This is a genomic window from Brachybacterium sp. NPDC056505 (assembly GCF_042794925.1).
GTDB classification, from domain to species: Bacteria; Actinomycetota; Actinomycetes; order Actinomycetales; family Dermabacteraceae; genus Brachybacterium; species Brachybacterium kimchii.
The window spans coordinates 1-25,783 of sequence record NZ_JBHTSV010000022.1 but is presented as its reverse complement, the minus strand read 5'-3'; the positions used below and the strand labels follow the sequence as shown (position 1 = coordinate 25,783).

The 25,783-nt window shown below is 72.3% G+C and carries 26 protein-coding genes; 13 read left to right on the top strand and 13 right to left on the bottom strand.

Annotated elements, in window-relative coordinates:
• The first annotated feature begins 2 nt into the window (after positions 1–2).
• From ACFQ53_RS11710 to msrA, 6 genes are read left to right on the top strand one after another with little or no spacing between them, the layout of a single operon-like run.
• Positions 3–719 (top strand): DUF4129 domain-containing protein, encoded by a 717-nt coding sequence (locus ACFQ53_RS11710; RefSeq protein WP_377859824.1) that lies wholly within the window; start codon positions 3–5, stop codon positions 717–719.
• Positions 716–1,228 carry a hypothetical protein gene (locus ACFQ53_RS11705; protein WP_377859822.1) on the top strand — a complete coding sequence of 171 codons (513 nt, stop codon included), beginning with the start codon at positions 716–718 and terminating at the stop codon, positions 1,226–1,228. The genes ACFQ53_RS11710 and ACFQ53_RS11705 overlap by 4 nt, the downstream gene beginning before the upstream one ends.
• Positions 1,225–2,238, top strand: coding sequence for an AAA family ATPase (locus ACFQ53_RS11700; RefSeq protein ID WP_377859820.1), 1,014 nt, complete (start codon positions 1,225–1,227; stop codon positions 2,236–2,238). Before ACFQ53_RS11705 ends, ACFQ53_RS11700 begins: the two co-directional genes overlap by 4 nt.
• On the top strand, positions 2,235–3,581 hold the full coding sequence (locus ACFQ53_RS11695; protein ID WP_377859818.1) for a DUF58 domain-containing protein: 1,347 nt from the start codon (positions 2,235–2,237) through the stop codon (positions 3,579–3,581). The genes ACFQ53_RS11700 and ACFQ53_RS11695 overlap by 4 nt, the downstream gene beginning before the upstream one ends.
• Positions 3,581–4,141 carry a hypothetical protein gene (locus ACFQ53_RS11690; protein ID WP_377859816.1) on the top strand — a complete coding sequence of 187 codons (561 nt, stop codon included), beginning with the start codon at positions 3,581–3,583 and terminating at the stop codon, positions 4,139–4,141. Before ACFQ53_RS11695 ends, ACFQ53_RS11690 begins: the two co-directional genes overlap by 1 nt.
• Before the next feature lie 20 nt (positions 4,142–4,161).
• Positions 4,162–4,845 (top strand): peptide-methionine (S)-S-oxide reductase MsrA, encoded by a 684-nt coding sequence (gene msrA, locus ACFQ53_RS11685; RefSeq protein WP_377859814.1) that lies wholly within the window; start codon positions 4,162–4,164, stop codon positions 4,843–4,845.
• Here the strand turns inward: msrA and ACFQ53_RS11680 are convergent, their stop codons facing one another.
• Positions 4,846–5,355, bottom strand: a complete 510-nt coding sequence (locus ACFQ53_RS11680) for an arsenic metallochaperone ArsD family protein (protein WP_377859812.1) — start codon at positions 5,353–5,355, stop codon at positions 4,846–4,848.
• 41 nt (positions 5,356–5,396) lie between these two features.
• On the opposite strand from ACFQ53_RS11680, the gene ACFQ53_RS11675 reads away from it, so the two are divergent.
• Positions 5,397–5,975 carry an LURP-one-related/scramblase family protein gene (locus ACFQ53_RS11675; protein WP_377859809.1) on the top strand — a complete coding sequence of 193 codons (579 nt, stop codon included), beginning with the start codon at positions 5,397–5,399 and terminating at the stop codon, positions 5,973–5,975.
• Positions 5,976–6,003: 28 nt separating this feature from the next.
• Here the strand turns inward: ACFQ53_RS11675 and ACFQ53_RS11670 are convergent, their stop codons facing one another.
• The gene (locus ACFQ53_RS11670) at positions 6,004–6,840 is read right to left on the bottom strand and encodes an ABC transporter ATP-binding protein (RefSeq protein ID WP_377859807.1); all 837 of its coding nucleotides are present in this window, start codon (positions 6,838–6,840) and stop codon (positions 6,004–6,006) included.
• Positions 6,841–6,995: 155 nt separating this feature from the next.
• On the opposite strand from ACFQ53_RS11670, the gene ACFQ53_RS11665 reads away from it, so the two are divergent.
• Positions 6,996–8,459: a DUF2079 domain-containing protein gene (locus ACFQ53_RS11665; RefSeq protein WP_377859805.1), complete on the top strand. Its 1,464-nt coding sequence runs from the start codon at positions 6,996–6,998 to the stop codon at positions 8,457–8,459.
• A 426-nt stretch (positions 8,460–8,885) separates the two neighbouring features.
• Here ACFQ53_RS11665 and ACFQ53_RS11660 read toward each other — a convergent pair whose 3' ends face one another.
• The 5 genes from ACFQ53_RS11660 to ACFQ53_RS11640 form a co-directional block, all read right to left on the bottom strand.
• Positions 8,886–9,689, bottom strand: a complete 804-nt coding sequence (locus ACFQ53_RS11660; RefSeq protein ID WP_377859803.1) for a hypothetical protein — start codon at positions 9,687–9,689, stop codon at positions 8,886–8,888.
• Positions 9,690–9,755: 66 nt separating this feature from the next.
• On the bottom strand, positions 9,756–10,043 hold the full coding sequence (locus ACFQ53_RS11655; RefSeq protein ID WP_377859801.1) for a hypothetical protein: 288 nt from the start codon (positions 10,041–10,043) through the stop codon (positions 9,756–9,758).
• A 747-nt stretch (positions 10,044–10,790) separates the two neighbouring features.
• Positions 10,791–12,158, bottom strand: a complete 1,368-nt coding sequence (locus ACFQ53_RS11650; protein WP_377859799.1) for an alpha/beta fold hydrolase — start codon at positions 12,156–12,158, stop codon at positions 10,791–10,793.
• Positions 12,158–14,416: a prolyl oligopeptidase family protein gene (locus ACFQ53_RS11645; RefSeq protein WP_377859797.1), complete on the bottom strand. Its 2,259-nt coding sequence runs from the start codon at positions 14,414–14,416 to the stop codon at positions 12,158–12,160. Before ACFQ53_RS11645 ends, ACFQ53_RS11650 begins: the two co-directional genes overlap by 1 nt.
• Entirely contained in the window at positions 14,413–15,000 is a 588-nt protein-coding gene (locus ACFQ53_RS11640) for a hypothetical protein (protein ID WP_377859795.1), read from the bottom strand. Before ACFQ53_RS11640 ends, ACFQ53_RS11645 begins: the two co-directional genes overlap by 4 nt.
• Before the next feature lie 57 nt (positions 15,001–15,057).
• On the opposite strand from ACFQ53_RS11640, the gene ACFQ53_RS11635 reads away from it, so the two are divergent.
• From ACFQ53_RS11635 to ACFQ53_RS11625, 3 genes are all read left to right on the top strand, one after another.
• The gene (locus tag ACFQ53_RS11635; RefSeq protein ID WP_377859793.1) at positions 15,058–16,308 is read left to right on the top strand and encodes a glycoside hydrolase family 3 N-terminal domain-containing protein; all 1,251 of its coding nucleotides are present in this window, start codon (positions 15,058–15,060) and stop codon (positions 16,306–16,308) included.
• 83 nt (positions 16,309–16,391) lie between these two features.
• Complete coding sequence (locus ACFQ53_RS11630) at positions 16,392–17,318, top strand: hypothetical protein (RefSeq protein WP_377859791.1); 927 nt, start codon at positions 16,392–16,394, stop codon at positions 17,316–17,318.
• A 16-nt stretch (positions 17,319–17,334) separates the two neighbouring features.
• Complete coding sequence (locus ACFQ53_RS11625) at positions 17,335–18,132, top strand: hypothetical protein (protein ID WP_377859789.1); 798 nt, start codon at positions 17,335–17,337, stop codon at positions 18,130–18,132.
• A gap of 16 nt (positions 18,133–18,148) precedes the next feature.
• On the opposite strand, the gene cls is transcribed toward ACFQ53_RS11625, so the two are convergent.
• Entirely contained in the window at positions 18,149–19,633 is a 1,485-nt protein-coding gene (cls, locus tag ACFQ53_RS11620; protein WP_377859787.1) for a cardiolipin synthase, read from the bottom strand.
• Between the two features lie 79 nt (positions 19,634–19,712).
• Positions 19,713–20,615 carry a Bax inhibitor-1/YccA family protein gene (locus ACFQ53_RS11615; RefSeq protein ID WP_377859785.1) on the bottom strand — a complete coding sequence of 301 codons (903 nt, stop codon included), beginning with the start codon at positions 20,613–20,615 and terminating at the stop codon, positions 19,713–19,715.
• 235 nt (positions 20,616–20,850) lie between these two features.
• On the opposite strand from ACFQ53_RS11615, the gene ACFQ53_RS11610 reads away from it, so the two are divergent.
• Both ACFQ53_RS11610 and ACFQ53_RS11605 read left to right on the top strand, forming a co-directional pair.
• Positions 20,851–21,405 (top strand): hypothetical protein, encoded by a 555-nt coding sequence (locus ACFQ53_RS11610; protein ID WP_377859783.1) that lies wholly within the window; start codon positions 20,851–20,853, stop codon positions 21,403–21,405.
• Between the two features lie 40 nt (positions 21,406–21,445).
• Entirely contained in the window at positions 21,446–21,919 is a 474-nt protein-coding gene (locus ACFQ53_RS11605; protein WP_377859781.1) for a GNAT family N-acetyltransferase, read from the top strand.
• A 43-nt stretch (positions 21,920–21,962) separates the two neighbouring features.
• Here ACFQ53_RS11605 and ACFQ53_RS11600 read toward each other — a convergent pair whose 3' ends face one another.
• The 4 genes from ACFQ53_RS11600 to ACFQ53_RS11585 all read right to left on the bottom strand — a co-directional run bounded on the left by ACFQ53_RS11600 (position 21,963) and on the right by ACFQ53_RS11585 (position 25,513).
• The gene (locus ACFQ53_RS11600; protein WP_377859779.1) at positions 21,963–22,760 is read right to left on the bottom strand and encodes an amino acid ABC transporter ATP-binding protein; all 798 of its coding nucleotides are present in this window, start codon (positions 22,758–22,760) and stop codon (positions 21,963–21,965) included.
• Positions 22,744–23,409 carry an amino acid ABC transporter permease gene (locus tag ACFQ53_RS11595; RefSeq protein ID WP_249478834.1) on the bottom strand — a complete coding sequence of 222 codons (666 nt, stop codon included), beginning with the start codon at positions 23,407–23,409 and terminating at the stop codon, positions 22,744–22,746. Before ACFQ53_RS11595 ends, ACFQ53_RS11600 begins: the two co-directional genes overlap by 17 nt.
• Before the next feature lie 9 nt (positions 23,410–23,418).
• A complete protein-coding gene (locus tag ACFQ53_RS11590; RefSeq protein ID WP_377859776.1) occupies positions 23,419–24,303 on the bottom strand; it encodes a transporter substrate-binding domain-containing protein in 885 nt (294 codons plus the stop codon).
• Between the two features lie 70 nt (positions 24,304–24,373).
• Positions 24,374–25,513, bottom strand: a complete 1,140-nt coding sequence (locus tag ACFQ53_RS11585; protein ID WP_377859879.1) for a trans-sulfuration enzyme family protein — start codon at positions 25,511–25,513, stop codon at positions 24,374–24,376.
• Positions 25,514–25,783: the final 270 nt, after the last annotated feature.

The window sequence follows — 25,783 nt, the reverse complement described above, 5'->3', positions numbered from 1 at the left end:
GCATGCACCCACTCCCGCCCCGCAGCGCCGCGGCCGCGACCTCCCTGATCGCCCTCGTGGCGCTCGTGTGCGTCGTGCTCGGGGCGGGCCGGGTGCTGGGGCCCGTGCTCGAGGGCAGGGGCTGGTTCTTCGACATCGACGTGGACCGCGAGGCCGAGACCGCGCCCCCGCCCACGCAGGCCTCGCAGACACCGCCGGCGCCCCCGGACCCCGGTTCCGGGCATCTCGCCGCGACCGTCCTCCTGGTGCTCGCCATCCTCGCCGGCATCGCCGTGCTCGTGCTCGTGATCTGGGTGCTGAGACGGGCCCGGATGCTGCGCAGCGCCCGTCGGCCCGAGGCGGAGGCGGGTGACGCGGAGGCCGAGCTCCTCGAGGTCGAGGACGCCCACCGCGCCCTGGCCCGCGCCCGGGAGTCCCTCGAGTACGCGGCCACTCCGCGCGACGCGATCATCGACGCCTGGCTCGCCCTCGAGCGCGGGATCGCCGAGGCCGGGATCGTCCGTCGGCCCGAGCAGACCACCACCGAGTACGTGGTCACCGTGCTGCGGGACATCGATCTCCCGGACTCGGACCTGCGGATCCTCGCCGGCCTCTACGGGCGCGCCCTGTTCGACGACCGCGCGGCCGACGCCGAGGCGTTCGACGAGGGCACCCGGTCCAGTGCCCGCCGCGCGCTCGAGCGCCTCGCGGACCGGCTGCAGGAGGTGACCGCCCGATGAGCCGCGTCCTGCGCTCCCTGCTGGTGCGCCTCGCCCTCGCCGTGTGCGCGACCGCCGTGCTCATGGGCGTGCTCGGGATCTTCGGGCACTTCCTGCACCCGTGGCTGCCGCTCGCGGTGACCCTCGTGATAGCCCTCGTCTCCTGGCTGATCTCCCCCGAGCTCGCGGTCGCCGACGCCCTCGAGACCCCTCTGCTGGACGACGACCCGGAGGCTGTCAGCCCCTACGCCGCCGACGTCACCGTGCGCCGGCTCGAGGAGATGATGCACGGCGCCGGGCCACGTCGGCGCATGACCGGGCGCTCGCTCGGGCGCATGCTCGCGCTGGCCGCCGCCGAGCGCGACCACCGCGACCGCGCCGATCACACCGGGCAGGCACCGCCGCTGCCCGAGGACCTGCGCCGTTTCCTGCGGGCCTGCGAGGAGCCCGGCACCGGCTCCGTCCCGGCCGTCACCCGCCCCGCCCTGCAGCGCTGGCTGCGCGCACTCTCACCCCAGGAGGACCGTTGACACAGGCCGATCAGACACTCCCCGTGGATCCTCGCGAGGCCTCCGCGATCGCCGCACGCGTGCTCGACGCGGTCGAGACCGCCGTGGTCGGCAAGCGCGAGGTGCTCGAGTCCGTGCTCGCCGGCGTCCTCGCCGGCGGGCACGTGCTGCTCGAGGACCTGCCGGGCCTCGGCAAGACCCTCGCCGCCCGCTCCCTCGCCCGGGCGCTCGGCCTGCCGTTCACGCGCGCCCAGTTCACCCCGGACCTGCTGCCGGCGGACCTCACCGGCGCCGAGGTGTTCGACCAGCGCACTGGCGATTTCGTGTTCCGGCCCGGCCCCGTGTTCACGGGCCTGCTGCTGGCCGACGAGATCAACCGCACCCCGCCGAAGACCCAGTCCGCCCTCCTCGAGGCCATGCAGGAGAGGCAGGTGACCGTCGAGGGCACGACCCGTCCGCTGCCCCGCCCCTTCCACGTGCTCGCCACCGCCAACCCCGTCGAGCACGAGGGCACCTACCCGCTGCCCGAGGCCCAGCTGGACCGGTTCCTGCTGCGGCTGTCCTTCGGCTACCCGAGCGCCGACGAGGAGTGGGACGTGCTCGCCCGCCGCCTCGAGCGCCGCACCGAGGACCAGAGCGTCCCGCGCGTCATCGACGCCGAGCAGCTGCTCGCCGTGCAGGCCGCCGTCGAGTCCGTGCACGTGAGCGACGACGTCGGCCGCTACGCCGTCGCGCTGGTCGGCGCCACCCGCCGCCACGCCCATGCGCTCGTCGGCTCCTCGCCCCGCGGCACCCTCGCCCTCGTGATCTGCGCCCGGGCGCTCGCGGTCATCCGCGGCCGCGCCTTCGTGCTCCCCGAGGACGTCAAGGACCTCGCCCACGCCGCCCTCGACCACCGCGTGATCGTGCGGCCCGAGCTCTGGCTGCAGTCGGTGACCGCGGCCTCGATCGTCGACGCCGTGCTCGCCGAGACGCCCGTCCCCGCCGCGCACCGGGACCAGGACGGCCAGCAGGAGCCCCAGCGGGCATGACCTCCGCTCCCCCGCCCTCCGCCGCCACGCCCGCGCTGCTGCGCGCGGTCGTGGTGGGCACGCTGCCCGCGGTGCTCGCCGTGATGGCGGGCCGGCCCGAGCTGCTCGTGCTGGGCCTCCCGCTGCTGGCCTGGGCGGTGCTCGCGGTCGTGCGGCGCCTCGCGCGCGGCGGGGCCGAGGGCGCGGACCTCGCGTCGGTGCGCGTGCGCAGCACCGAGCGCTCGATCGCCGAGGGCGGGACCGTGCGGATCGTCGTGGATGCCCCGGGCGCCCCGGAAGCCTCGAAGTCGGGGTCGAGCGGATCCCTGCTCGGCGTCACCGTGCCGCTGCCGGCGCACGCCTCCCTCACCCCGCCGCTCGGCTCGCGGGCCGACGCCGGCAGCGTCCCGCTCACCGTCACCGCCCGCCGCTGGGGCCGGTACGAGATCGGCCCGGTCCACGTCGTGCTCGCCGATCCCCTGGGCGCCCACCGCACCCAGTGCCGGCTCGACCCCGTGCTGCTGCAGGTCTCGCCCGACTCCTCGCTGCTCGAGGCGCCGCCGAACCTGCCGGCCCCGATCGGCGTGGCGGGGGTGCACCTCTCGGCCCGACGCGGGCAGGGCACGGCCCTCGCCGACGTGCGTCCCTTCCAGCGCGGGGACCGCCTGCACCGCATCAACTGGCGCGTGACCTCGCGCACCGGGACCCTCCACACCAACGCGACGTTCGCCGAGCGCGACACCGACGTGCTCGTGGTCGCCGACACCCTCCAGGACCTGGTCGCACCCGGCCTCGAGGCCACCGCGGAGACCAGCCTGGACCTCACGGTGCGCGCGATCGCGGCCGTCTCCCGCCACTACCTGGGGATCGGCGACCGCGTGGGCCTGCACGACCTGGGCAGCAGGATCGGCACCCTCCGCGCGGGCACGGGGCCGCGGCAGCTGCGGATCATCGTGGACACCCTCGCCCGCGCGCGCCGCACGTCCGGGCCCGTCACACGGGTGCAGAAGGTCGGCGCCCTGCGCGGCTCGACGCTCGTGGTGGTGTGCTCGCCGCTGCTCGACGATCGGGTGGTCGCCCAGATCGGCGAGCTGCGCGCCCGCGGCGCGGACGTCATCGTGGTGGACACCCTGCCGCCGAGCGTCGGCGACCCCTTCTCCGCGCCGGGCGCCGGGACGGCCCGCGATCCCCAGCGCTACTGGTCGGAGGCGTGGACGCTGCGGCGCCTGCTGCGGGAGTCCACCGTGCGGGCGCTGCGCGAGCAGGGAGTCCCCGTGACCGCATGGGAGGGACCCGGATCCCTCGCCCCGGTCCTGCTCTCGCTCTCCCGCGCCGCGAGCGCCCCGCGGATGAGGAGGACCTGATGCGCAGCACCCTCGAGTCGATCGCCCAGCTCCTCGCCGACCTCGGCCACGTCTCGCGCGCCCAGTGGTCGCTGCGTCTGCTCGCCGCGCTCTCGCTCGTCGCCGCCCAGCTCCTCGCGTGCGGCGGGCGCCCCCTGGACGGGGTGCTCGCGGCGCTCACCTCGGCGGCGGTGCTCGTCGGCGGACTGGTCCAGAGCATCCGCCCGGACGCTTCGATCGGAGCGCTCGCCCTGGCCGGAGCGGTCGTCGCGGCATGCGCGTCCGCCGACGTCCCGGTGCTCGGCGGCGTCGCCGTGCTGGTCCTGGTCACCCACGTGTGCTGGTCGCTCGCCGCGATCGTCCCCGCGCACGGGACGATCGGCCGTCGTGCCCTCATCACCACCGTGCGATGGGCCGCGGCGGCAGCCCTGCTCGCCCTCTCCTCGGGCCTCGCCGTGGTCCTCCCCCTCGCGGGGACGAGCACCCCCGCTTGGACGATGGTGCTCGGGATCCTCGCAATGATCGCCCTGGTCGCCCTGCTGCTCGTGCCCCACGGCACATCCCCGCGCCGGGGCCGCTGAGCCGGCGTAGCGTGGCGCGCATGTGGCAGATCATGGACATGCTGAACGCCCACAAGAAGGACATGGTCGCCCCCGAGGACGCCCTGCCCGGCCGCGACCGCTCCCCCTACCCGCTCGCCCGTGAGCACGCCGTCCTCGGCACGGACATGCTCGACACCCCGCCCGATGCCGAGGAGATCATCCTCGCGGGCGGCTGCTTCTGGGGCATCGAGCGCATCGCCTGGCAGATCCCCGGGGTGTGGACGACCTCGTCCGGCTACGCCGGGGGCTTCACGCCGCACCCCACCTACGAGGAGGTCTTCTCCGCGAAGACCGGTCACACCGAGGCCGTGCGCGTCGTCATCCAGGGCTCGACGCAGGAGGAGCGCAACGCCGTGCTGCGCCGCCTGCTCGAGGAGTTCTGGCAGCAGCACGACCCGACCACGGCCATGCGCCAGGGCAACGACGTGGGCACCGAGTACCGCTCGGCCGTCTACTGGACGACGCCCCATCAGGGCGAGATCGTGCGGGACTCCGCCCGCCGCTACCAGGAGGCCCTGGACGCCGCCGGGCGCGGGGCGATCACCACCGAGCTGCTGCCCCTCGCCGAGGCAGGGAACGGCCGGTACTACCCGGCCGAGCCCGAGCACCAGCAGTACCTCGCGAAGAACCCCGGCGGGTACTGCAACCACGGCTTCAACGGGGTGGCCTGCTCACTGGGCTGATCAGGGCAGACCCTCGCCGGTGTCCCCGCCCATGAGATTCCGGCGTCGGCCGATGTCCGGTCCGCCCGCCGGCAGGTTCGGCGCAGGGGCGGCGCCCATGAGCTGCGCCGCGAATCCCCCGGCCTTCCGGGGAATGGGGGCGGCGCCCTCGCCGACGGGTCCGCAGGCCGAGGCAGCGGCGCTGCGCCTCTCGCGGGGAGCCCCGCCCTCCGCGGCGAAGCGCTGCATCTGCGCCGAGGTCGGGTAGACGGAGCTGACCACGATGTCCAGGCCCAGGAGCGTCACCGGCAGCACGCCGTCCCCGGCGGACTCGAGCAGCGAGCGCACGGGCTCGCACTCCTCGAACGCCCAGGCGTCCTCGTCCTGCAGGTAGACGGTGATCGGCTGGCCGTCCAGGGCGAGCGCCGCGGCCTCGTCGAGGAACGTCTCCTGCGCCTCGGCGTCGGGCGGCGGGGAGGGCAGGAAGATGTCGAGAGGCGCCTGCTCGGGGACGGCATCCGCGTCAGTCATGTCCACCACCGTAGTCGGCGCATGCCTGGCAGACTCCCGTCATGGACTCCTCCGCCGCCAAGCCCGCGCTCCTCTCCCACGACGCCCTGGTGATGCAGCAGATCACCGGGTTCATGTCCAACGACTTCGACATCCTCGACGCCTCCGGACAGCAGGCCGTCGGCCATGTCACGACGACCGGCGGCGGGCTCTCGCGGCTGGTCGCGGGCAGCAGGTCCCTCGACGTGTCCGACGCCGACGGCACCCCGCTGCTGCACGTCCAGGACCCGGTGGGCATCGGCTTCGACCGCTTCGAGCTGAGCAGCCCCGACGGCGCGGAGGTCGCCGCGGTGCGGAAGCGCTTCTCGATGCTGCGCACGAAGGTCGATCTCACCCTCGCCGACGGCCGCGTCCTCGAGCTCTCAGGCAACGTGCTCGGCTTCGACTTCCATTTCGCGATGCAGGGAGCGGTCGCCGCGACGGTCGCCCGCAGCTGGGCCGGCATCGGCCGCGGCATCCTGGGGCACAGCCGCTACGTGCTCGCCATCGAGCCCTCGGTGCCCCCGGATCTGCGGCTCGCGATCATCGGCGGCACCATCACGCTGGACCTGATCCGCAGGAAGCAGGAGAACAACGGCTGAGTCCGCTCTCCGGTGTGGGAGGACCCGCTCAGGTCGGGACGATCATCGGCCGGCCCGTCACCGGGTCCTCGACGCACAGGTTGCCGATGCCGTAGACCTCCTCGATGAGCTCGGAGGTGACCACGTCCTGCGGGGCCCCCTGCGCGACGACCTCGCCGCCCTTCATGACGATGAGGTGCGTCGCGAAGCGGAAGGCGAGGTTGAGGTCGTGCAGCACGGCGGCCAGCGTGTACTCCCCCGTGGCGTGCAGCTCCCGGCACAGGTTCAGCACCTCGAGCTGGTGGGTGATGTCCAGGAACGTCGTCGGCTCGTCGAGCAGCAGCAGCGGGGTCTCCTGGGCGAGCACGAGCGAGATCCACACGCGCTGGCGCTGCCCGCCGGAGAGCTCGTCGACCAGCCGGTGGGCGAGCCCGGTGGTGCCGGTGGCGGCGAGGGCGCGCTGGACGGCCTCGTCGTCGGCCGATGACCACTGCGAGAGCAGGCCGCGATGCGGGTAGCGGCCGCGCGCGACGAGGTCGCGGACGGTGATCCCGGGCGGGCTCACGGAGGTCTGCGGGAGCAGTCCCAGGCGCCGGGCGACCTGCTTCGAGGAGAAGTCGTGGATGTCCTTGCCGTCGAGCACGACGGAGCCGCTCGTGGGCTGGAGGAGACGCGAGAGGGAGCGCAGCAGGGTCGACTTGCCGCAGGCGTTCGGGCCGATGATCACCGTGAAGGAGCCCTCGGGGATCCCGACGTCCAGGCCGCTGCTGACGGTGTGCTCGCCGTACCCGAGGGTGACGTCGACGGCGCGCAGGGGCGCGTCGGCGGATGCGTCGGCGTCGACGGGCGCGGCGGATGCGGCGGCGGATGCGGGTGCGGCGGACATGGCGTCGCCCTCCTCTCGTGCGCCCCGGACTCGGACGGGTGAGGACGGGCGCGAAGGACAGCCTAACCGGGCGGGCAGTCGATGGTCCGTGCGGGCCCGACGGACGGGCGCGGATCACACGGCGGGCGTCCGACGTCGGCCGTTACGCTCGCACGGTGACCCGCAGCCCCGACCCGGCCCCGAGCGACCTGGCCCCTGCCCCGAGTGACCGCCCGGCGCGCCGCCCCGCACGCCTCGTCGCAGCGCTGCTGCTGGGCGCCCTCGGCGCCGCGGCCTACGGGCTGCGCGGGGTCCAGCAGTGGCGCGGGCTCGAGGCGAGCTCGTGGGATCTGGCGATCTTCTCGCAGCTCGCGCGGGCGTACTCGGAGCTGCGCGCGCCGATCGTGCCGATCAAGGGCGACGGCTTCAACCTCCTGGGCGATCACTTCCATCCGATCCTGGTGCTTCTGGGCCCGATCTGGGCCGCGTGGCCCTCGCCGCTCGCGCTGCTGTGGACGCAGGCCGTGCTGTTCGGCGTCTCGGCGGTGCCGCTCACGCGCCTCGCCATCGACCGCCTGGGCTGGGCCGCGGGACTGATCGCGGGGGCGGCGTACCTGTTCGGCTTCGGTCTGCAGGCCGCGGCCGACGTCCAGTTCCACGAGATCGCCTTCGCGGTGCCTCTGCTCTCGTTCTCGCTGAGCGCCCTGGTGCGGGGGCGGATGCCGGCGGCGATCGCCTGGGCGGCAACGCTGGTCCTGGTGAAGGAGGATCTGGGCCTCACGGTGGTGGTGCTGGGGCTGGTGATCGCGGTGCGCGATCCGCGGGTCCGACGGGCCGGCCTGGCGCTCGCGGCCTGGGGCGCGCTCTGGTTCGTGCTGTCGACGTTCGTGATCCTGCCGCTGCTGAACCCTGCCGGGCACTACGACTACGGCGGGAACCTGGGGTCGCCGCTGGATGTGCTGGGGCCGGCGGAGAAGTGGCTGACGGTGCTCATGCTGCTGCTCGCCGCGGGGGTGATCGGCGCGCCCTCCCCCCTCATCCTGGCGATGCTGCCGACGCTGGCCTGGCGCTTCGCGGGGAACGTCGAGTTCTACTGGGGCTGGTACTGGCACTACAACGCGGTGCTGATGCCGATCGCGCTGGCGGCGATGCTGGATGCGCTCGGGGATCGGCGGGACCGGCGGGATCCGGTCGAGTCGCAGCCGCGGGCGTCTCGTCGCCGCGGTCGCCGTCCGGCGCGTGGGCTGGTGCGGTGGACCGCGGTCGGGGCGAGCGCGGCGGTGACGCTGATGCTCGGCTCGGCCATGCCGCTCGCGAACCTCACGCGGGAGAGCGCGTGGGAGCCGAGCGCGCGGTCGGCTGCGGCCGAAGGGGCACTGGCTGCGGTGCCCCGTGGTGTGGTGGTCGCGTCGGACATCACGCTGATGGCTCGGGTGGTGCCGTCGGACGACGTGCAGTGGGTGCATGGCACGAACACGCGCGTGCCGGAGTGCGTGCTCGTGGATCGGGAGGCGTTCTCGTGGGGCGGCCAGGACCCGGGCGACGCCGCGAGCTGGGCGAGCGGCAACTACGGCACGGCGTTCGAGAGCAGGTACGCGCAGGACGGCTTCGAGGTCGCGTGCCAGCCAGGCGTGGCGTAGACGGGACATGGCCGGTGACATCGCGGGCGTCCTTGTACCGCGGCGTCGATGTCGCGCTGGCCCCGGGCCCCCTCGCGCTGAGCCCCTCAGAAGGGCGGGTCGCAGGTCGTTCTCGTGGTCGGGGCCGACGGTCTGGGCGGGGCGGCATTGACCGGAAGATCTGGCGCGTGTGCGGTGGTGGTGAGGTGTTGGTGCCAGGCGGTCTCGAGCTCGCGGACGATGAGCGGAGTCATCAGATCGCCCTCGTCCTCCACGGTCAGCTCGACCGCTCCCCCGAGGGACCAGTGCGTGCGACCCCGCGTGCGGGACACAGGGATGCCCGGGTCCACTGGGCTCGACGGACTCCCGCCATACAGGTCCCGCATTCCGCGTCCCACACCCTCACCGGATTCACTGCCGTCGTCGCGGAGTCTGACCGGGTCGATATCACGGGCGGTCTTCACCTGATGATGCGACCAGCACAACACATGAAGATTCTCGATCTCCGTCACCCCACCCCGCCCCGCCCCGCCCGGGATGATCATGATCGAATTCCTCAATATGATCCACCTCCACCCCACGACAACTCGCCCGCCCACACCCCGGAACGGAACACTCCGGACCCCGCAGCCGCAAATGAGTCACCATCTGCGCACTCGGGCGATACCGCTCCGGCGGCAACGGCAGAAAAGCACCCGTGACGGGATCGGTCAGGATCCGCATCCACTCCGGGCAGTCTCCCGCCAACTCGCGTGCCATGTCCGCGGGGATCGGATGCTCCCCCTCGAGCAGTGCCGGCGCCTCGCTCTGGCCGAGCAGGGTCAGGAACGGGATCGTCACCAGGATCGCGAACCGCGCCGCCGCCACCTCGCGCCCGTCCGTGTTCACCTCACCCCGCAGCAACGCCTCATACCGCAGGCGGCCACGAGTCATCGTCTTCCCCGACGCCCGCACGGCCCCGTCCTCATCGAACGGAACCTCTTCGTCATCGTCGAGGGCGTGACGCTGGGCAGCCTGCAACGTCTCCGCCGCGGCATCCAGGGACTGGGCGAACGCGAGGATCTCCGGGACCGGACCCGTCACCGTCAACGACGCCGTCCCATCCACACCCACCACCGGGGCCGCGATATGCCGACGCTTCTGCGCACGCTCCACCGGCGACAACTCCAGCAACGACGTGAACCAGGTGATCAACTCGCCCAACAGGCGCCGGAACGTCTCCGGAGTCACCCCGAACTCCCAACCACCCATCACCCGATCCAAACCCCTCCGGTCCTCCTCCGGAAGGTCACGGGACCGGTGGATCACCCGACGCAGTCACTCGACCGGCAACTCCCCCGCCTCCACCCGCGCGAACAACAACGGGAACAACGTCAGGGCCTCGTGGGCGTCACGGATCTGCCCATAAGACACCGTGGTCGTCGTGCGCAGCGCCACCGCAGCCTGCGCATCCTCCACATCACCCTCATGCGCCAGCGCACCCACCGCATCCCGCCCCACCCACAACGGCGCGAGACGCCGCATCAACTCCGCCGCCAACTGCGACTCCCGGACCGCGAGATCCCAAATCCCCTCGAGCTCCTCCGACAGATCCGGACCCTCCACCGCGAACGTCCGCTCAGCCAGAGTCTCCCGCGACAGAGGCCTCCCCGGACGCGGACCATACGCCACCTTCGGAGGACGACCCGACCCCGACCCCGACCCCGAACAATCAGACGCGTACTCAGCGGTCGCGGATTCCGACACAAACTCATCATGTTCAGGCGCGAGGGAATCATCGCCACCACCGAGCCCATCACCATTCGTGAGCACGATTCCCCCCCTCCCCTCCATCGGACCAGAAGTTCTATACCCCAAGAATACCCGACGAAACGGACATCACAAGATGCCTCGAAGAATCTGTGGAAAACTTTATCCGTTCCTCCACAACCCCCACTTCTCCACAAACACACCCACCACAAACACCACTCACCCACACCCCACGCCTTGAATGTCCCACCCCGATGCTGAGCGACGTCGCTCCGTGACGAGCAGCCCGGCAGCAGGCATGGGGGCACCGCACCACGGCACCACGGCACCACGGCACGTGATCACCGCACTCAGCTGCCGACGATCGCCGGCGATCGTCACGGCCACCACCCGGATCGCTCGAATCACATGGTCATGCGCGGGCCGGCCCCAGTGCACGGGCCCCAGGGGCGCACGCCGAAGGGGACACCTGAATCGAGAGCGCCGTGGTCAGCGCACCTACGTTCCGCCTTGCGTCCGGCTCCGCCCCAGCAACCCCAGACGTACTCCCCGCGACCGTCGCCACTCCCGGCGACCGGCCCGGCGACCGTCACTCCTCCACGGCTACAACCGCGGCCCCCGCGCGGCCTTCCCCGAGGACGGATCGAACTGGGCCTCGGCACGCCGCGCGCGGGCGCTCTCGAGGCGCATGCGCCAGGGCGAGTAGCGCTCGGCGGCGAGCGCGAGGCGCAGGCCGTGGGCGAGAACCTGGCTGGTGGGTGTGGGCTTGAGCGCGGCGAGGCGCTCGCGATGCTCCAGGAGGTCGCCGCCCACCCCTGCGGCGCTCCACCACATAGCGATCTGGGCGAGCTGCGAGTGCGAGTCGAGGATCCCGTGGCCGGTGCCGGGCACGCTCAGGAGGTGCGCGCCGGGGATGAGATCGGCGGCCTCGCGGGCGATCTGCGGAGGGGTCACGAGGTCGTCCTCGCCGCTCAGCACGAGCGTGGGCGCGGTGACGCCGGAGGCGAGGGCGCGCAGGTCGGGGGCGAGGGAGCGCGTGCTCGGCGAGGGGACCTGACGTGCCTGCTCACCGGAGATCAGGAGCGGGTCCAGAGGCCCGCCGTCGGCATGGGCGCCGATGCCGAGCTGCGTGTGGGCGATGCGGGCCACCAGATCGGGCTCGCTCACGTAGCGCGTGGACTGGAGCCATTCCTGGGTGAGGGCCTGCCAGACGCTCGTCCAGGTCAGCTGCCCGCGGCCCACCGCGAGCTGGTCCACGAGCTCGCGGACGTCCCCGGTGCCGCCGTACTCGTGGACGGCGAGGATGACCGGGCCCGCGCGGCGGGCATCGATCACGGCCTGGTCGTCGAGGCGGCGCAGGGTGCTGGCGATGGTGTCGGTGCGCGGGTCGGTCCCCTCCCAGTAGCGCGCGCGGAAGGCGCGCTGGGAGATCAGCTCGTCGTCGGGGGCGAGCAGCGGGGAGTCGAGCACCAGGGCGCCCACTCGCTCGGGGTGGCGGACGGCGAAGGTGAGCGCGAGGTAGGCGCCGTAGCCGCAGCCGTAGAGCACGGTGCGGCCCACGAGCGCATGATCGAGCGCCGCGCGCAGGTCCTCGACGGCCTCGTCGATGTCCATCGCGTGGGGCGGCAGGTCATGCCCCTCGGAGTCCAGGCGGGAGAGGCCGACGCCGCGGTGCTCGGGCATGATGACGTCGAGCCCGCGGGAGGCGAGGGAGCGTCGCAGCAGGTCGTAGGGGACGACGGAGGCGCCGCCCGGCCCGTCGGGCACCACGGTCACCACGGGTGTGGCGAGGTCGCGGTGCACCGCGGCGGCGCGGCGGCCGGTGCGCGGAGGGTTCACCCGGGCGTAGCGCAGCGGGAACAGTCGGCGGTCGTCGGCCGAGATCTCCCGCTGCACGGTCATCAGGTCGTTGCGGACCGTGAGCAGCTCGTCCTGACCGGTGCGGCGGAGGAGCTCGGGGACCGAGCGCATCAGGCTCCAGCGCCCCCGACGGCGCGCGCCCGGCCCCCGTCGGCCCCGATCCGCCCCCACAGGAAGGCGTACATGAGCGCGTTCATGCGCGCGGCCTGCTCGTTCGTGGCGGCGCCGCCGTGGCCGCCCTCGATGTTCTCCCACGAGCGGACGTCGGCCCCGAGCGATTCGAGCGCGGCGGTCATCTTGCGCGCGTGGCCCGGGTGCACGCGGTCGTCCCGCGTGGAGGTGAGCAGGAAGACGGGCGGGTACTCGGTGCCCTCGGCGAGCAGGTGGTAGGGGCTGAAGGTGCGGATGAACTCCCAGTCCGAGGTGTCGGGGTCGCCGTACTCGGCCATCCAGGAGGCGCCGGCGAGCAGGTGCGAGTAGCGCTTCATGTCCAGCAGCGGCACCTGGATGATGACGGCCCCGAACAGCTCGGGGTACTGGGTGAGCATGTTGCCCGTGAGCAGTCCGCCGTTGGAGCCGCCGCGCACGGCGAGATGGTCGCGGTCGGTGACGCCGCGCTCGACGAGATCGCGCGCGACGGCCGCGAAGTCCTCGTAGGCGCGGTGGCGATGCTCCTTGAGGGCGGCCTGGTGCCAGGCCGGTCCGTACTCGCCGCCGCCGCGTATGTTCGCGACCACGTAGGTGCCGCCGCGCTCCAGCCATGCCTTGCCGATCGTGCCGAGGTAGGCGGGGGTCATCGAGATCTCGAAGCCGCCGTACCCGTAGAGCAGGGTCGGGGCGGGGCCGGCGGGCGCTCCGCCCGGGGCCTCCTCGGACCCGCCGGCCTCGGTCCTCCCGATCTGGAAGTACGGCACGCGGGTGCCGTCCTCGCTGCTCGCGAAGTGCTGGGTGACCTCGAGGCCGCTCGCGTCGAAGCGCGCGGGCGAGGCCTTCACGATCTCGAGGTCGCTCGGCTCGCCTCCGTCGGGCACCTCGCCGAGGTCGCCCAGCAGCAGGGTGGTGGGGGTGAGGAAGTCGGTGACGGTCACCCAGATCTCGTCGGACTCGTCGGCGTCGACCGCGCGCACGTCGATCGCCCCGGTGAGCTCGGGATAGAGGTCGCTGCGCACCCAGGCGCCGTCCTCGGTGCGGTGGTGGACCTCGAGGCGGTGCACGACGTCCTCGAGGATCGTGAGCACGAGGGTGCCGCGGGTGATGGTGAGGTCGGCGAGCGAGGTGCTGGGCGTCGGCTCGAAGAGCACGTGGAGGTCCGAGGCCGACGGCCCCTCCGGGGCGCTCGCGAGCAGGGTGTCGGCGTCGGCGACGAGGAGCGAGCCGGCCGCGAAGGTGTCCTCGCCGACCTGCCAGTCGCTGCGCGGGAGCAGGATCGCGAGGTCGCGGTGGGCGTTGGCCTCCATGTCCCGGGGGACGGGGACGACGGTCAGCGAGGGTCCCACCCCCTCAGTCCCGTCGGCCCCGTCGGCGCCGCCCGCCCGGTCGACGATCCTGAGCGTCGTGTCGTAGAAGGCGTGCATCTGCACGATCCAGTCGCGCTCCCAGCCGGGGGTCTGGTCGTGGGAGGCGAAGACGGCCATGTCCCGCTCGTCGGCCTCGAAGACCAGCTCGGCGTCGGAGAGCGCGGTGCCGCGCGTCCAGATCCGCGCCTGGCGCGCGTAGCCGGAGGTGGTGAGCGTGCCCTCCCCGAAGTCGGTCGACGCCCAGACGGTGTCCGCGTCGATCCAGTGCACGTCGCCCTTGGCCTCGGGCCGCACGAATCCGCCCTCGGACTCGGGCACGAAGCGTCGCTCCTCGAGGTCGAACTCGCGGGTGACGTCGGCGTCCGAGCCGCCGCGTGAGAGGGAGACCAGCGCCAGCCTGTACGGCTCGCCGTCCGCGGGCCGGAGCAGCTGCGCGCCGTGCCACACCCAGTTCTCGCCCTCCTCGCGGCCCAGGGCGTCGACGTCCAGCAGCACGTCCCATGCGGGGTCGTCGGTGCGATAGCTCTCGAGGGTGGTGCGGCGCCAGAGGCCGCGCTCGTGCTCGGCGTCGGTCCACAGGTTGTACAGGAACTCTCCGCGCTTGACGACCATCGGGATGCGGTCGCTCGCGTCGAGGATCGTGAGGATGTTCGAGCGCAGGTGCTCGCTGAGGGAGCCGTCGGCGGCACCATCGACGGCCCCTCCGGCGCGGGGGTCGGCGATCGCGTCGATCTCGGCCTCGGCGCGGGCGTTGCGCTCGCGCACGTGCGCGAGGGCCTCCTCGCCCGTGACGTCCTCGAGCCAGAGCCAGGGGTCGTCGCCGGTCTCGGGGCTGGGCAGTGATGCGGTCATCGGGTCTCCTCGAGAGTGGCGACGAATGCGTCCAGGACGTGCTTCCAGGTGGTCTTCCATGCCTCGCGGGCGTCGGCGTCGGCGAGTCCCTTGTGCTCGATCGCGAGGATGCTGCGGGGCGCGCCGCCCGCGGCGCCGTCGTCCTTCGCACGCAGGTTCACGCTGACGCGGCTGCCGTCCGGCCCATCGACACGCCAGTAGCGCCAGGCCTCCGTGCTGCTCGTCCGCACCTCGCCGAGGCCGAGCCGCGCCCGGCGAGCGGCATCCTGGAAGGCGTCCCAGGCCTCGAGCACCGCGTCGGGCGCGCTCGGCACGGTGCGCGAGGCGCTCACGGCGAAGTCGCCGGTGCTGGTCTGACCCACGTCGCGGCGGCCGATCGACTGCTCGAAGGCGATCGCGATGCCCTGGGCCCACCAGTCCTCGATGTTCCAGCGCTCGTGGATCGTGCGGGCCAGAGCGGCGTGGTCCATGCCGCGACCGCCGGCGTCCTCGAGACGCGCGGTCCAGACGTCGAAGGGCACGCCGGTGGCGTTCTCGATCGCGCGCGCCCGCGGGGGCGCGGGGCGGGCGTCCTCGTCGGTCATGGCCCCACAGTAGCGGCCGGGCGGGGTGCGTCGGGCGGCCGTGGCAGACTCGATGGCATGCGTCGACGCACCGCTCTGCTGCTTCCCCCGCTCGTGCTGCTCCCCCCGGTCGCCGCGCTCTCCGCGTGCACCGGGAGCGGGGGCTCCGGCGGTGGCTCGTCCGACGGCGGCGCGAGCGGGTCCGGAGGGTCCGACGGCGGCGCGGCGTCCGACGGCGGCTCCGCGTCCGACGGTGGTTCCGGCTCGTCCTCCCCCGCCTCCCCGTCGCCCACGGCCGATCCCGCGGAGCAGCGCGCCCAGGACCTCACGATCCAGCAGGCGGCGGCGCAGCTCGTGCTCGCGGGCATCCCCGCCGGCACCAGCCCGAAGCGCTCGCTGACCGCCGAGCTCGGCATCGGCGGCTTCTTCCTGCTGGGGACCTGGGACAGCGCCGCGGCCGTGCGCTCCGTGGTCGAGGGCATCGACGGGGAGGTGGCCGACGGAGGCGTCGCCCCGCTGCTGAGCGTGGACCAGGAGGGCGGGCAGATCCGCATGCTCCGCGGGGACGCCGCGCGCAGGACCGCGTCGGCCGCGGATCTCGGGGCCGAGGGGACCGACGCCGTCACCGCGGCGTTCGGGAGCATCGGCGAGGACCTGCACGCCCTCGGCCTGCACGCGGCCCTCGCGCCGGTCGCCGACACCGTCGACCCGGAGCTGGGACGGGCGAACGCGCCCATCGGGAAGATCGACCGCGGCTTCGGGACCGATCCGGACGCGGTCTCCGACTGCGTGGTCGCGGCCGTCGAGGCGCTCGACGCGCAGGACACCGCCTCCGCGCTCAAGCACTTCCCCGGCCTGGGCCGGGTGCGCGGGAACACCGACTTCTCGGCGACGGGCATCACCGACGAGACGACGGATGCGGACGACCCCTTCCTCGAGCCGTTCCGCGCGGGCATCGAGGCCGGCGCCGACATGGTCATGCTCTCGAGCGCCCTGTACCCGCGGATGGATCCGGGCAGCCCCGCGATGTTCTCCTCGGCGATCGTGACGGACGTGCTGCGCGGGAGGCTGGGATTCGACGGGCTCGTGGTCTCCGACGACGTGGGCAGCGCGGCGGCCGTGCAGGACGTGCCGCTCGGCGAGCGCGCGACCCGGCTCCTCGAGGCGGGGGGCGACGTGGTGCTCACCGCGGACCCGTCGCTCGTCGGCGACCTCGTGGACGCGATCGTCGCCTGGGCGCAGGACTCCGAGAAGGCCGAGCGCCGGGTGCGCGAGTCCGCGGCGCGGATGCTGCGCGTCAAGCGGTCCCGCGGCGTCGACGGGGCCTGAGCCGTCCTTGGGCGGACACGGTGCGGGGCCGGGCCGCTGTGGGAGAATCCCTGCGGCGGACCACAGCAGCGTGAGGAGCACACATGGCGGGGAGCCCGGGACCGGAGGAGGACACCCCTTCCCTGCCCGACCTCTCCGACTCCTCGCAGCGCGAGTCCCTGCCCGACTACTCCGCCCAGGGCCGGGACGTCTCCGCTCCCTACGCGCGGCCCGACGAGACCGGCCGCTCCCGTGCCCGCGTCATCGTCATCACCGTGATCGTCTGCGCCGTGGTGCTCATCGCCGTGATCGCGCTGATCCTCTCGCAGACGGTCTTCAAGCAGATGACCGGGGACGACTCGCACACGCCGACCGCCGCAGCCTCCCGCAGCAGCTCGGGCGAGGGCGAGTACGTCCCCGATCCGAAGGATCCCGACCTCGCCCCTCCCCCGCCGATCTTCACGCAGAAGCCGACCACCGACTGCTCGATCCCCGACGGCTCCAGCGGTGACGTGAGCAGCTCGGGGCGCACCGTCCGCGGGGGCCACCTCGAGTACACGCGGCCCGACGGCTGGACGTACCCCTGGTCGGACCAGGCCCTGCCGTACATGACGAACGTGAACGGGTACGGCCGCCTGGTCGAGAACAACTGGTACAGCGTCGTGAACGTGGGCAGCGTCGAGTGGCCGGAGTCCGAGGGGAAGTACCCGGGCGACGAGAAGGCCGCGATCGCGATCTTCCAGTGCTACGCGACCACCGCCGGCGTGCTCGCCGAGTTCGGCGAGAACCCGACCGTCACCGACTACCGCAGCGAGGAGACAACTGTGGACGGCCACGACGCATGGATCGTGCAGGCCACCTATCATTTCGAGGACCCCTCGCAGCTCCAGGACACGAGCGCCTCGATCGTCACCGCGATCGTGGTCGACACCGACGACGGCCCGCAGGCCGTCGCCTCCGACGTCGCCGCCGACGTCCCCGAGCACGCCGAAGCCCTCGACCAGATCATCAAGAGCCTCAAGGTCGTCTGATCCCCGGAGCCGCCCCGTGCACCCGTCGTCCTCTCCCTCCTCGACCCCGTCCTCCTCGACCCCGCCCGGCCCGTCCTCGTCGCGCCGCGCCGTCACCGTGGGGGCGATCTCCTTCCTCGCAGTGCTCGTGCTCATCGTGGGCGGGACGCTCGGGGTGCGGGCGGCGATCGGCGGCTCGGACGACCCGTCGCCGAGCCCGTCGGCCGGCTCCTCGGACGGCGGCGGCTCGCAGAGCCCGAGCGCCTCGGCCTCCGTGGAGCCCGAGCGCTGCTGGAACAGCCCGGACGAGTCGAAGCGGACCTCTCAGAACTCGGGCAGCACGCTGCGCGGCGGCGGCCTCGAGTTCACCGCGCCCGACGGCTTCGACCAGCGGCAGACGTCCACGCCCCTGCCCTTCAGCGAGGACACCCAGATGGCGCTGGCCACGGTCGAGCGCAACTGGTACTCCACGATCACCGTCGGGAAGCTGCGGTGGCAGGACGGCGTGGAGTACCCCGGCGCCGAGGTGGCCTCCGGACGCCTCATGGACTGCCTGCTGTCCAACAGCGGGGTCTGGGGCGGGACCTCGCAGCGCACGCTCGAGCACCGCAGCACCACCAAGGTCACGATCGACGGCATGGAGGGCTTCAGGACCACCGGGGACCTGATGTTCGGCCAGTCCGACCTCGAGAAGGTGACGGGCGAGAAGATCACGATGATCGTCGTGGACACGCCCGAGGGGCCGAGCTTCTTCGCCTCGGAGGCCGCGATCGACATCGACGAGCACGTGAAGGCCGCACAGGAGGCCGAGGACTCCCTCGCCGGGGTCGGCTAGAGGATAGGGATCGGGATCAGACGATCGCGGAGGCCAGGCGGCAGGTGTTGTCCAGGATCTGCTTCCAGAAGGGGCGGGTGCGCCACTCCTCGAGGGTGAGCTCGCGGCTGCGCGAGCGGTAGACGTCCTCCACCTCGTGCATCTTCTCCATGAAGTCCGTGCCACCCACCATGAGCGAGCTCTCCATGTCCAGCAGGAACGAGCGGATGTCCATGTTGGAGGAGCCCAGCACCGTCACCGAGTCGTCGACCGTGACGTGCTTGGCGTGCAGGATCTTCGGCGCCTCGTAGCGCTGGATGCGCACGCCGGCCTCGAGGAGCGCCGTGTAATAGGAGCACTGGGCGTGGTCGACGAGGAACTGATCGCCCTTCTCGGAGACGAACAGCTCGACCTCGACGCCGCGCTTGGCGGCCGTGACCAGGGCGTACAGCATCGACTCGTCGGGCACGAAGTACGGGCTGACGGCGGTGATGCGCTTCTCGGCGCTGTAGAAGAGCTGGTTGAACAGCAGCAGGTTGTTCTCGAGCACGAAGCCGGGTCCGCTGGGCACGATCTGGCACTCGTAGGTCCCGGAGGTGTCCGGGGAGGGACGGACCACCTGGTCCTCGGGGATCGACTCGCCGGACTCGAGGTACCAGTCGGTCCCGAACAGCAGGTTGACCTCGGAGACGATCGGGCCGCGCAGGCGGATCATCGTCTCCTGCCAGCGCACGCCCTCGCGCGCGCCCTTCGCGCTCGCGTAGGCCGAGTCGATGAGGTTCTGGCTGCCCATCCAGCCGACCTCGCCGTCGACGATCAGCAGCTTGCGATGGTTGCGCAGGTCGGGTCGCTGCAGGGCGCCGTCGCGCAGCGGCTTGATCGGCATCATCGGGTAGTGCTCGATGCCGTGGGTGTCCAGCAGGCGCCGCATCGGCCGGTAGACGCTCCAGTACTTCATGGACCCGTAGTGGTCGTAGAGGAAGCGCACCTTCACGCCGCGGTCGGCGGCCTCGGCGACGGCGTCGAAGAAGGGGCGCGTGGTCTCGTCGAGGCCGGCGATGTAGAAGAGCACGTGGACGGTCTCGCGCGCCGTGCGGATGTCCTCGGCCATGCGCCGGATCGATGCCTCGTACTCGATCTCGAGGTCCGCGGAGTTGTTGCCCGTCAGCGGGTACGCGCCGAGCTCGCGGTTGAGGGCGACGGCGGACTGCAGCCAGCTCGGGCTGTCCTCGTCGAGGTCGCTGTCGGGGATGTCGTGCGCGCGCACCTTCATGAGGCGGTTGACCACGACCTGCTTCCGGCGCCGCTTGCGGGGCAGCTGCGTGTTGCCCAGCAGCAGGAACAGCGGGAAGCCGACGAGCGGGAAGACCATGATCGCCAGCAGCCACGCGAAGGCGCTCGCGGGGCGGCGGTTGCGCGGGACCACGAGCACCGCGGTCACACGCAGGATGACGTCGAGGACGAGGGCGACGTACGGCGCGACGAGCACGATGTGCTCGACGAGCCAGGTCCAGGTCTCCACACGCTCTCCTCGTGGGCCGACGGGCCGGGTCGGCGGGTCGGGCCGGGCCGCCGGCCCGACCCGTCCGCCCCTCAGATCGTCAGTTGTTGCGCAGGATCGAGAGGATCCGCAGGATCTCGATGTACATCCACACGAGCGTCACGGTGATGCCGAAGGCGCAGCGCCAGGCGTAGCTGCGGTCCACCCCGGCGCGCACGCCGCGCTGGACGTCCTCGAAGTCCATGACCAGGGAGTAGGCCGCCATGACGACGGCGAGCGCGCCGATCACGAGGCCGAGCAGGCCGCTGCGCAGGTCGGTGCCCGTGACCAGCATGAGCCCGATGTTGACCAGGCAGAACAGCAGGTAGGCGACCATCGCGACCGCGAAGATCTTGGTGAGCACCGGAGAGGTGCGCAGCACGCCGATGCGGAACAGCACCAGCACCGTGGTGGCGACCGCGAGCGTCCCGAGCACGGCCTGCAGGGCGATGCCCGGGTAGACCCGCTCCATCATGGCGCTGAATCCGCCCAGGGCCGCTCCCTCGAGCGCCGCGTAGGCGAGCACGAGCGCCGCCGAGGGCTTCTTCTTGAAGGAGTTCACCATGGCCAGGACGAAGCCGCCGAGGAAGCCGACGACCATGGCGCCGATCGTGATCTTGTACCCCAGGTCCTCGCCCTCGGCGCCGCCGACGACGCCGAGGGCGACGGGCAGCAGGCAGAAGACGACGCCGAGCACGATCGTGACGCCGAGCGTCGCGGTGATCGCGTTGAGGGCGTCGCGCATGGTCATGCGGCCGGTGTCGTGGCCGGTCGCGGCGGGGCGCGCGTAGAGGGACTCGAGGTCCGGTGCCTGCTGGCCCGGCGCCTGCTGCGCCTGCTGGGTCTGCTGCGTCCCCTGCCCCGTCGCGGGGAAGTCGCTCCTGAAGTCCTGCGAGGGGGCGTACTGGCCCTGGCCCTGCGCGAGGGCCTTGTCCTTGCCGAAGACGATGTTGTGGTGTGCCATGGCGCTCCTCCGATAGTGCGTGATGGCCGGGACGTCCGACGCAGGCGAGGAGGCCCGGGGACGCTTCCGCCCAGCCTACCGGGCGGCGAGGGCCCGCGCCTGGGCGCGGGATGGATGTTCGCTCCGCGCCGACAGGAGGCGTGCACGGGGCGATCGCGCCGGTGTTGCGATTCCTTCACGAACGATCCACCGCTCCTCCGCCCGCGCACGCCGCGCGCACGCGAGGGTGGATCCCATGCCGACCGCCACCCTCGAGACCCCGCTGCCGACGCGCACGTCCGCGTCCACGTCTCCTTCCGCGGCGTCTTCCTCCACGGATTCCACGTCGCAGCCCGCAGTGCCCGCCCGCCACCGCCCCCGTCGGACCGCGACGGCGACCTCCCGCCTGCGCGCGATCGACACCAGGGCGCTGGACCTGGGGTCGCAGATGCAGGGCGGGGACTCCTCCGCCGGGCCGGGGTCGGACGTGGCCCGACGGCCGGAGCGCGCCGCGGATCGCTCCGAGCGCACCGAGCACGCCGTGCGCTCGCTCTCGCTGCGCGAGCTCGTCACGGGCGCGGGCACGGCGGCGGGCGCGTGGACACTGGCCGCCCACCTGGGCCTGCTGGGCACGGCGGGCGGTGTCTTCCTCATCTCTCTGGTCTCGACGACGGGCGTCGCCCTCGTCGCGGACTCCCTCACCGGTGCGCGGCGCATGCTCGTGCGGGTCGTGGGCGGCGCGCGTCGGCGCCGCGCCCATCGTCGGCGCATCGAGAGGGCGACGAGCCGGGACGGCCGCATCCGCGGCTGAACCGGGGCACCTCCGGTCGAGGGTCTGGCACGCTGTGCGCATGGACACGATCGATGCCGCAGGAGAGACCTTCACCGTGCGCCGCGCGGAGGCCGAGGACGTGCCGGCGCTCGTCGTCCTGCTGGCCGACGACATGATCGGCTCCGGACGCGAGCAGGAGGACCTCGCCCCGTATCTCGCGGCGTTCGCGGAGATCGACGCCGACCCGCGGCAGTTCCTCGCCGTGGTCGAGGACGCCTCCGGCGGTGTCTGCGGGACACTCCAGCTCACCCTGGTCCCGGGTCTGTCCCGACGGGGCTCCACCCGCCTGCAGATCGAGGCGGTGCGACTGGCCGGCGCGACCAGGGGGCGCGGTCTCGGGACGGCCCTCTTCGCCTGGGCCCACGAGTACGGCCGCCACCACGGGGCGGCCCTCGCGGAGCTCACCACCGACAAGAGCCGCGTCGACGCGCATCGGTTCTACGACCGCCTGGGCTACCGCGCGAGCCACGAGGGATACAAGCTCGAGCTGTGAAGGGACCGCGACGACGGCGGCGACGAGGGCGACGGCCCGCGGCTCACACCGCCGAGCTGACCATCTCCCGGAAGCGCCGCAGCCGGGCGTCCTCGCTCTCGAAGAAGTCCTTCGGCGGGCCGTCGAGCAGGACCTTCCCGTCCTCGAGGAACACGACCTTGTCGGCCACGCGCTGGGCGAACGCGAGCGAGTGGGTGACGACCACGAGCGTGCGGTCCTCGCGGGCGAGGTCGGCGAGCACGGCGACGACCTCCGCCGCGAGCTCCGGATCGAGCGCCGAGGTGGGCTCGTCGAAGAGGAGCACGTCGGGCTCCATGGCGAGCGCCCGCGCGATCGCGACGCGCTGCTGCTGCCCGCCCGAGAGCCGGTCCGGATAGTCGTCGGCCTTGGCGCCGAGCCCCACCTTCTCCAGCAGCTCCCGGCCCCGCGCCTCCGCCTTCGCCTTCGGCACGCCCTCCGTGTGGATCGGCGCGAGGGTCACGTTGCCCAGGGCCGTGAGGTGCGGGAACAGATTGAACTGCTGGAACACCATGGTCGAGCGGGAGCGGACCGAGCGCACGGTGCGCGCGCTCAGGCGCCCGCCCAGTCGGAGCGGTCCGTCGCCGAAGTCGATCGAGCCCGCGTCGGGCCGCTCGAGCAGGTTGATGCAGCGCAGCAGGGTCGACTTGCCCGACCCCGAGGGGCCCAGCAGCACCGTGGTGCCGCGGCGCGGGATGTCGAGGTCCACGTCGTCGAGCGCCGTGAGGGAGCCGAAGGTCTTGCGGACGCCGCGCAGGCGCAGCGACTCCAGCAGCGAGGGGCCGCGCTTCCCGGCCGACTCGTTCTCAGCTGGTGCGGACATGGGCGGACACCTTCTTCTCGAGGACCATCTGGAGCAGGCTCAGCACAGAGACGATCACCAGGTAGATGAGCGCGACCAGCGTGTACATCGCCATCGGCTGGAAGTTCGCCGCCGCGATCTGGCGGCCCACCTGGAAGAGGTCGGTGATCGTGATCGCGAAGACGAGGCTCGTGCCCTTCACCAGGTCGATGAAGTCGTTCATGAGCGGAGGCAGGGCGATGCGGAACGCCTGCGGCGCGACCACCTTGGAGAACGTGGTGCGCCGCGAGAGGTTCAGCGTCTGGGCCGCCTCGAACTGGCCGCGCGGGATCGAGAGGATCGAGGCGCGCACGGCCTCCGAGGCGTAGGCGCCCGTGTTGAGCGCGAGAGTGACCACGGCGGCGGTCATCGCGGGCAGCACGATGCCGAGGTTCGGCAGCCCGAAGAAGACGATGAACAGCTGCACCACCATCGGGGTGCCGCGGAAGATCCACACGTACAGCCACGGGATCACCTTCAGCGGACCGGGGAGGTACAGCCTCCCCAGCGCGGTGATCACCGCGAGCACCATGGCGATCGCGAAGGAGATGAGCGAGAGCGGGACCGTGACCTCGAGGGCCGCGAGCAGCAGCCGCGGGAGGTTGTCGGCCCACATCTGGAGCGTGTCCATGGTGCTCGATCAGCTCTTCGGGGTGAGGTCCTGGCCCACCCACTTCTCGAAGATCTTCTTCAGGGACCCGTCGGACTTCATGCCGTCGAGGACCTCGTCGATCTTCTTCTGCAGCGGCTCCTGGCCCTTGGGCATGATGACCCCGACCTCGGTGTCGTCCGGGAGCTCGTCCTCCAGGAGGCGGAACTTCTTGTCGGGGTTCTCCTTATGGTACGTCTGGAAGGAGACCAGGTCGTTGCCGGTCGCGTCGACGCGGCCCTGGGTGAGCAGCTCGATGGCCTCGGCAAAGCCCTGGACGGGCACGATCTCGGCGCCGAGCTTCTCCATCTGGGCGGCCCAGTTGCTGGTCGCGGACTGGGCGGCGCGCCTGCCCTTCAGATCATCGAAGGACTCGATCTTCGAGTCCTCGGGCACCGCGACGCGGCCGATGGAGCGGGCGTAGGGCTCGGAGAACAGGTACGACTTCTCGCGCTCGGGCGTGATGCCCACGTTGTTGACGACGATGTCGAACTTGTCGACGTCCAGGCCCGCGATGAGCGAGTCCCACTCGGTCTCGACGTACTTCGCCGTCGCGCCGAGGCCCTTCGCGATCTGGTCGGCGATGTCCTTCTCGAAGCCGACCAGGTCGCCCTTGTCGTCGTGGTACGCGTAGGGGCGGTAGGTGCCCTCGAGACCGATGCGGATGGACTTGCCGGACTGGATGCGCTCGAGCAGGTCCTCGTCGGCCGCCTTCCCGCCGCCGTCGGAGGAGACCGAGCCGTCCTCCCCGCGGGTCTGCGAGGGGCCGCAGGCGGCGAGCAGAGCGGCCAGGCCCAGGCCGCCGCCGGCGGTGAGCAGGGTGCGTCGCGTGGTGAGGGTCGGATGGAGGGTGCGGGGCGGGAGCGGACGGTTCATGGCGGACCTCCTGGTCAGCGCGGGGAAGATGCGATGGGGCGAATGGACGGGGCGTGCGAGCGGCCGACGCTCAGCGGGCGGCGGCGAGGGCCTGGTCGAGATCGGCGATGAGGTCGCGGACGTCCTCGATGCCCACGGACAGGCGCAGCAGCTCGTCGCTGATGCCGGCGACCTCGCGGGCCTCCGCCGTCATGGCCTCGTGGGTCATGGACGCGGGGTGGCAGATGAGGGACTCGACGCCGCCGAGGCTCACCGCGAAGGCGGGGATCTGCAGCGCCTCCAGGAACCGCACCCGGTCCACGGCGGGATCGAGCTCGAAGGAGAGCACCGCGCCAGGGCCCGTGGCCTGCGAGGCTTGGATGGCGGCCTCCTCCGCGCTGTGCGATCCGGGGGTGAGGACGGCGGCGATCGCGTCGTGGCCGCGCAGGTGCTCGGCGATCGCGACCGCGCTCGCCTGCTGGCGCTCGAGGCGCAGCGGAAGCGTCTTCACGTCCTGGATGAGGCGGTAGGAGTCGAAGGGCGAGAGCACGGCGCCGTAGGCCTTCTGGGCCAGGCCGATCCGATCGGCCAGGGAGTCGTCGCGCGTGGTGGCCACGCCTGCGAGGAGGTCGGAGTGGCCGGCGAGGTACTTCGTGGCCGACTGCACGACGAGATCGGCGCCCAGGTCCAGCGGGCGCTGCAGGACCGGGGTCATGAAGGTGTTGTCGACGACCACGAGGGCGCCGTGGGCATGGGCGAGCTCGACGATGCGGCGCAGGTCGGTCACGCGCAGGGTCGGGTTCGCGGGGGTCTCGATGAACACCATGCGCGTGCTCCCGGTGAAGGAATCGTCGTCGAGCTCGCCGAGGTCGTCCACGAAGCGGTGGCCGAGGCCCTGATGCGGGAAGTACTCGGTGACCAGGCGGTACGTGCCGCCGTAGACGCTCGCCGAGAGGATGACCTCGTCACCCGCGCCGAGCAGGGAGAAGGCCGCGGACGTCGCCGCCATGCCGGTCGCGAAGGCGAAGGCGCGGCCGCCACCCTCGATCGCGGAGAGCACCTGCTCGAGCTGGGCGCGCGTGGGGTTCCCTCCGCGCTGGTAGGAGAAGGTGCCGTCGGACGTCGCCGGGTCCAGCTCGAAGGTCGAGGCGAGGTGGACGGGCGGGACGACGGCCCCGTGCTCCTGCTCGTTCTCGCGCAGCGCCTGGACGGCGACGGTCTGGATGTGCACCACGGAAACCTCCTGGGACGGGGCGACGGGCGCCACGCCAGGACGGCGGGGCGACGCATGCGCCCATCCTAGAGCCGTACGTTTTGACTGCCATAACGGGAGTTAGGGGGATTACGTCGTGCGGCCCGGTCCCGGGTCAGAAGGGCGGCTGCGTGGCACCGCCGCGCAGCACCGGGCCCGGGGGCGGGGCGGGGGCGGAGAGGGACGAGGCGGCGGATCGATGTCACGCAGCGGCATATAGCGGCGCTCTCTGCCAAATAAGGCAGAGAG

What these genes read in the sequence shown, in the direction of transcription:
- ACFQ53_RS11710 (WP_377859824.1), top strand. Translation starts at nt 3, where the DNA reads ATGCACCCACTCCCGCCCCGCAGCGCCGCGGCCGCGACCTCCCTGATC.
- ACFQ53_RS11705 (WP_377859822.1), top strand. Translation starts at nt 716, where the DNA reads ATGAGCCGCGTCCTGCGCTCCCTGCTGGTGCGCCTCGCCCTCGCCGTG.
- ACFQ53_RS11695 (WP_377859818.1), top strand. Translation starts at nt 2,235, where the DNA reads ATGACCTCCGCTCCCCCGCCCTCCGCCGCCACGCCCGCGCTGCTGCGC.
- ACFQ53_RS11690 (WP_377859816.1), top strand. Translation starts at nt 3,581, where the DNA reads ATGCGCAGCACCCTCGAGTCGATCGCCCAGCTCCTCGCCGACCTCGGC.
- msrA (WP_377859814.1), top strand. Translation starts at nt 4,162, where the DNA reads ATGTGGCAGATCATGGACATGCTGAACGCCCACAAGAAGGACATGGTC.
- ACFQ53_RS11680 (WP_377859812.1), bottom strand. Translation starts at nt 5,355, where the DNA reads ATGACTGACGCGGATGCCGTCCCCGAGCAGGCGCCTCTCGACATCTTC.
- ACFQ53_RS11675 (WP_377859809.1), top strand. Translation starts at nt 5,397, where the DNA reads ATGGACTCCTCCGCCGCCAAGCCCGCGCTCCTCTCCCACGACGCCCTG.
- ACFQ53_RS11670 (WP_377859807.1), bottom strand. Translation starts at nt 6,840, where the DNA reads ATGTCCGCCGCACCCGCATCCGCCGCCGCATCCGCCGCGCCCGTCGAC.
- ACFQ53_RS11660 (WP_377859803.1), bottom strand. Translation starts at nt 9,689, where the DNA reads ATGGGTGGTTGGGAGTTCGGGGTGACTCCGGAGACGTTCCGGCGCCTG.
- ACFQ53_RS11650 (WP_377859799.1), bottom strand. Translation starts at nt 12,158, where the DNA reads ATGCGCTCGGTCCCCGAGCTCCTCCGCCGCACCGGTCAGGACGAGCTG.
- ACFQ53_RS11645 (WP_377859797.1), bottom strand. Translation starts at nt 14,416, where the DNA reads ATGACCGCATCACTGCCCAGCCCCGAGACCGGCGACGACCCCTGGCTC.
- ACFQ53_RS11640 (WP_377859795.1), bottom strand. Translation starts at nt 15,000, where the DNA reads ATGACCGACGAGGACGCCCGCCCCGCGCCCCCGCGGGCGCGCGCGATC.
- ACFQ53_RS11635 (WP_377859793.1), top strand. Translation starts at nt 15,058, where the DNA reads ATGCGTCGACGCACCGCTCTGCTGCTTCCCCCGCTCGTGCTGCTCCCC.
- ACFQ53_RS11630 (WP_377859791.1), top strand. Translation starts at nt 16,392, where the DNA reads ATGGCGGGGAGCCCGGGACCGGAGGAGGACACCCCTTCCCTGCCCGAC.
- ACFQ53_RS11615 (WP_377859785.1), bottom strand. Translation starts at nt 20,615, where the DNA reads ATGGCACACCACAACATCGTCTTCGGCAAGGACAAGGCCCTCGCGCAG.
- ACFQ53_RS11610 (WP_377859783.1), top strand. Translation starts at nt 20,851, where the DNA reads ATGCCGACCGCCACCCTCGAGACCCCGCTGCCGACGCGCACGTCCGCG.
- ACFQ53_RS11605 (WP_377859781.1), top strand. Translation starts at nt 21,446, where the DNA reads ATGGACACGATCGATGCCGCAGGAGAGACCTTCACCGTGCGCCGCGCG.
- ACFQ53_RS11600 (WP_377859779.1), bottom strand. Translation starts at nt 22,760, where the DNA reads ATGTCCGCACCAGCTGAGAACGAGTCGGCCGGGAAGCGCGGCCCCTCG.
- ACFQ53_RS11595 (WP_249478834.1), bottom strand. Translation starts at nt 23,409, where the DNA reads ATGGACACGCTCCAGATGTGGGCCGACAACCTCCCGCGGCTGCTGCTC.
- ACFQ53_RS11590 (WP_377859776.1), bottom strand. Translation starts at nt 24,303, where the DNA reads ATGAACCGTCCGCTCCCGCCCCGCACCCTCCATCCGACCCTCACCACG.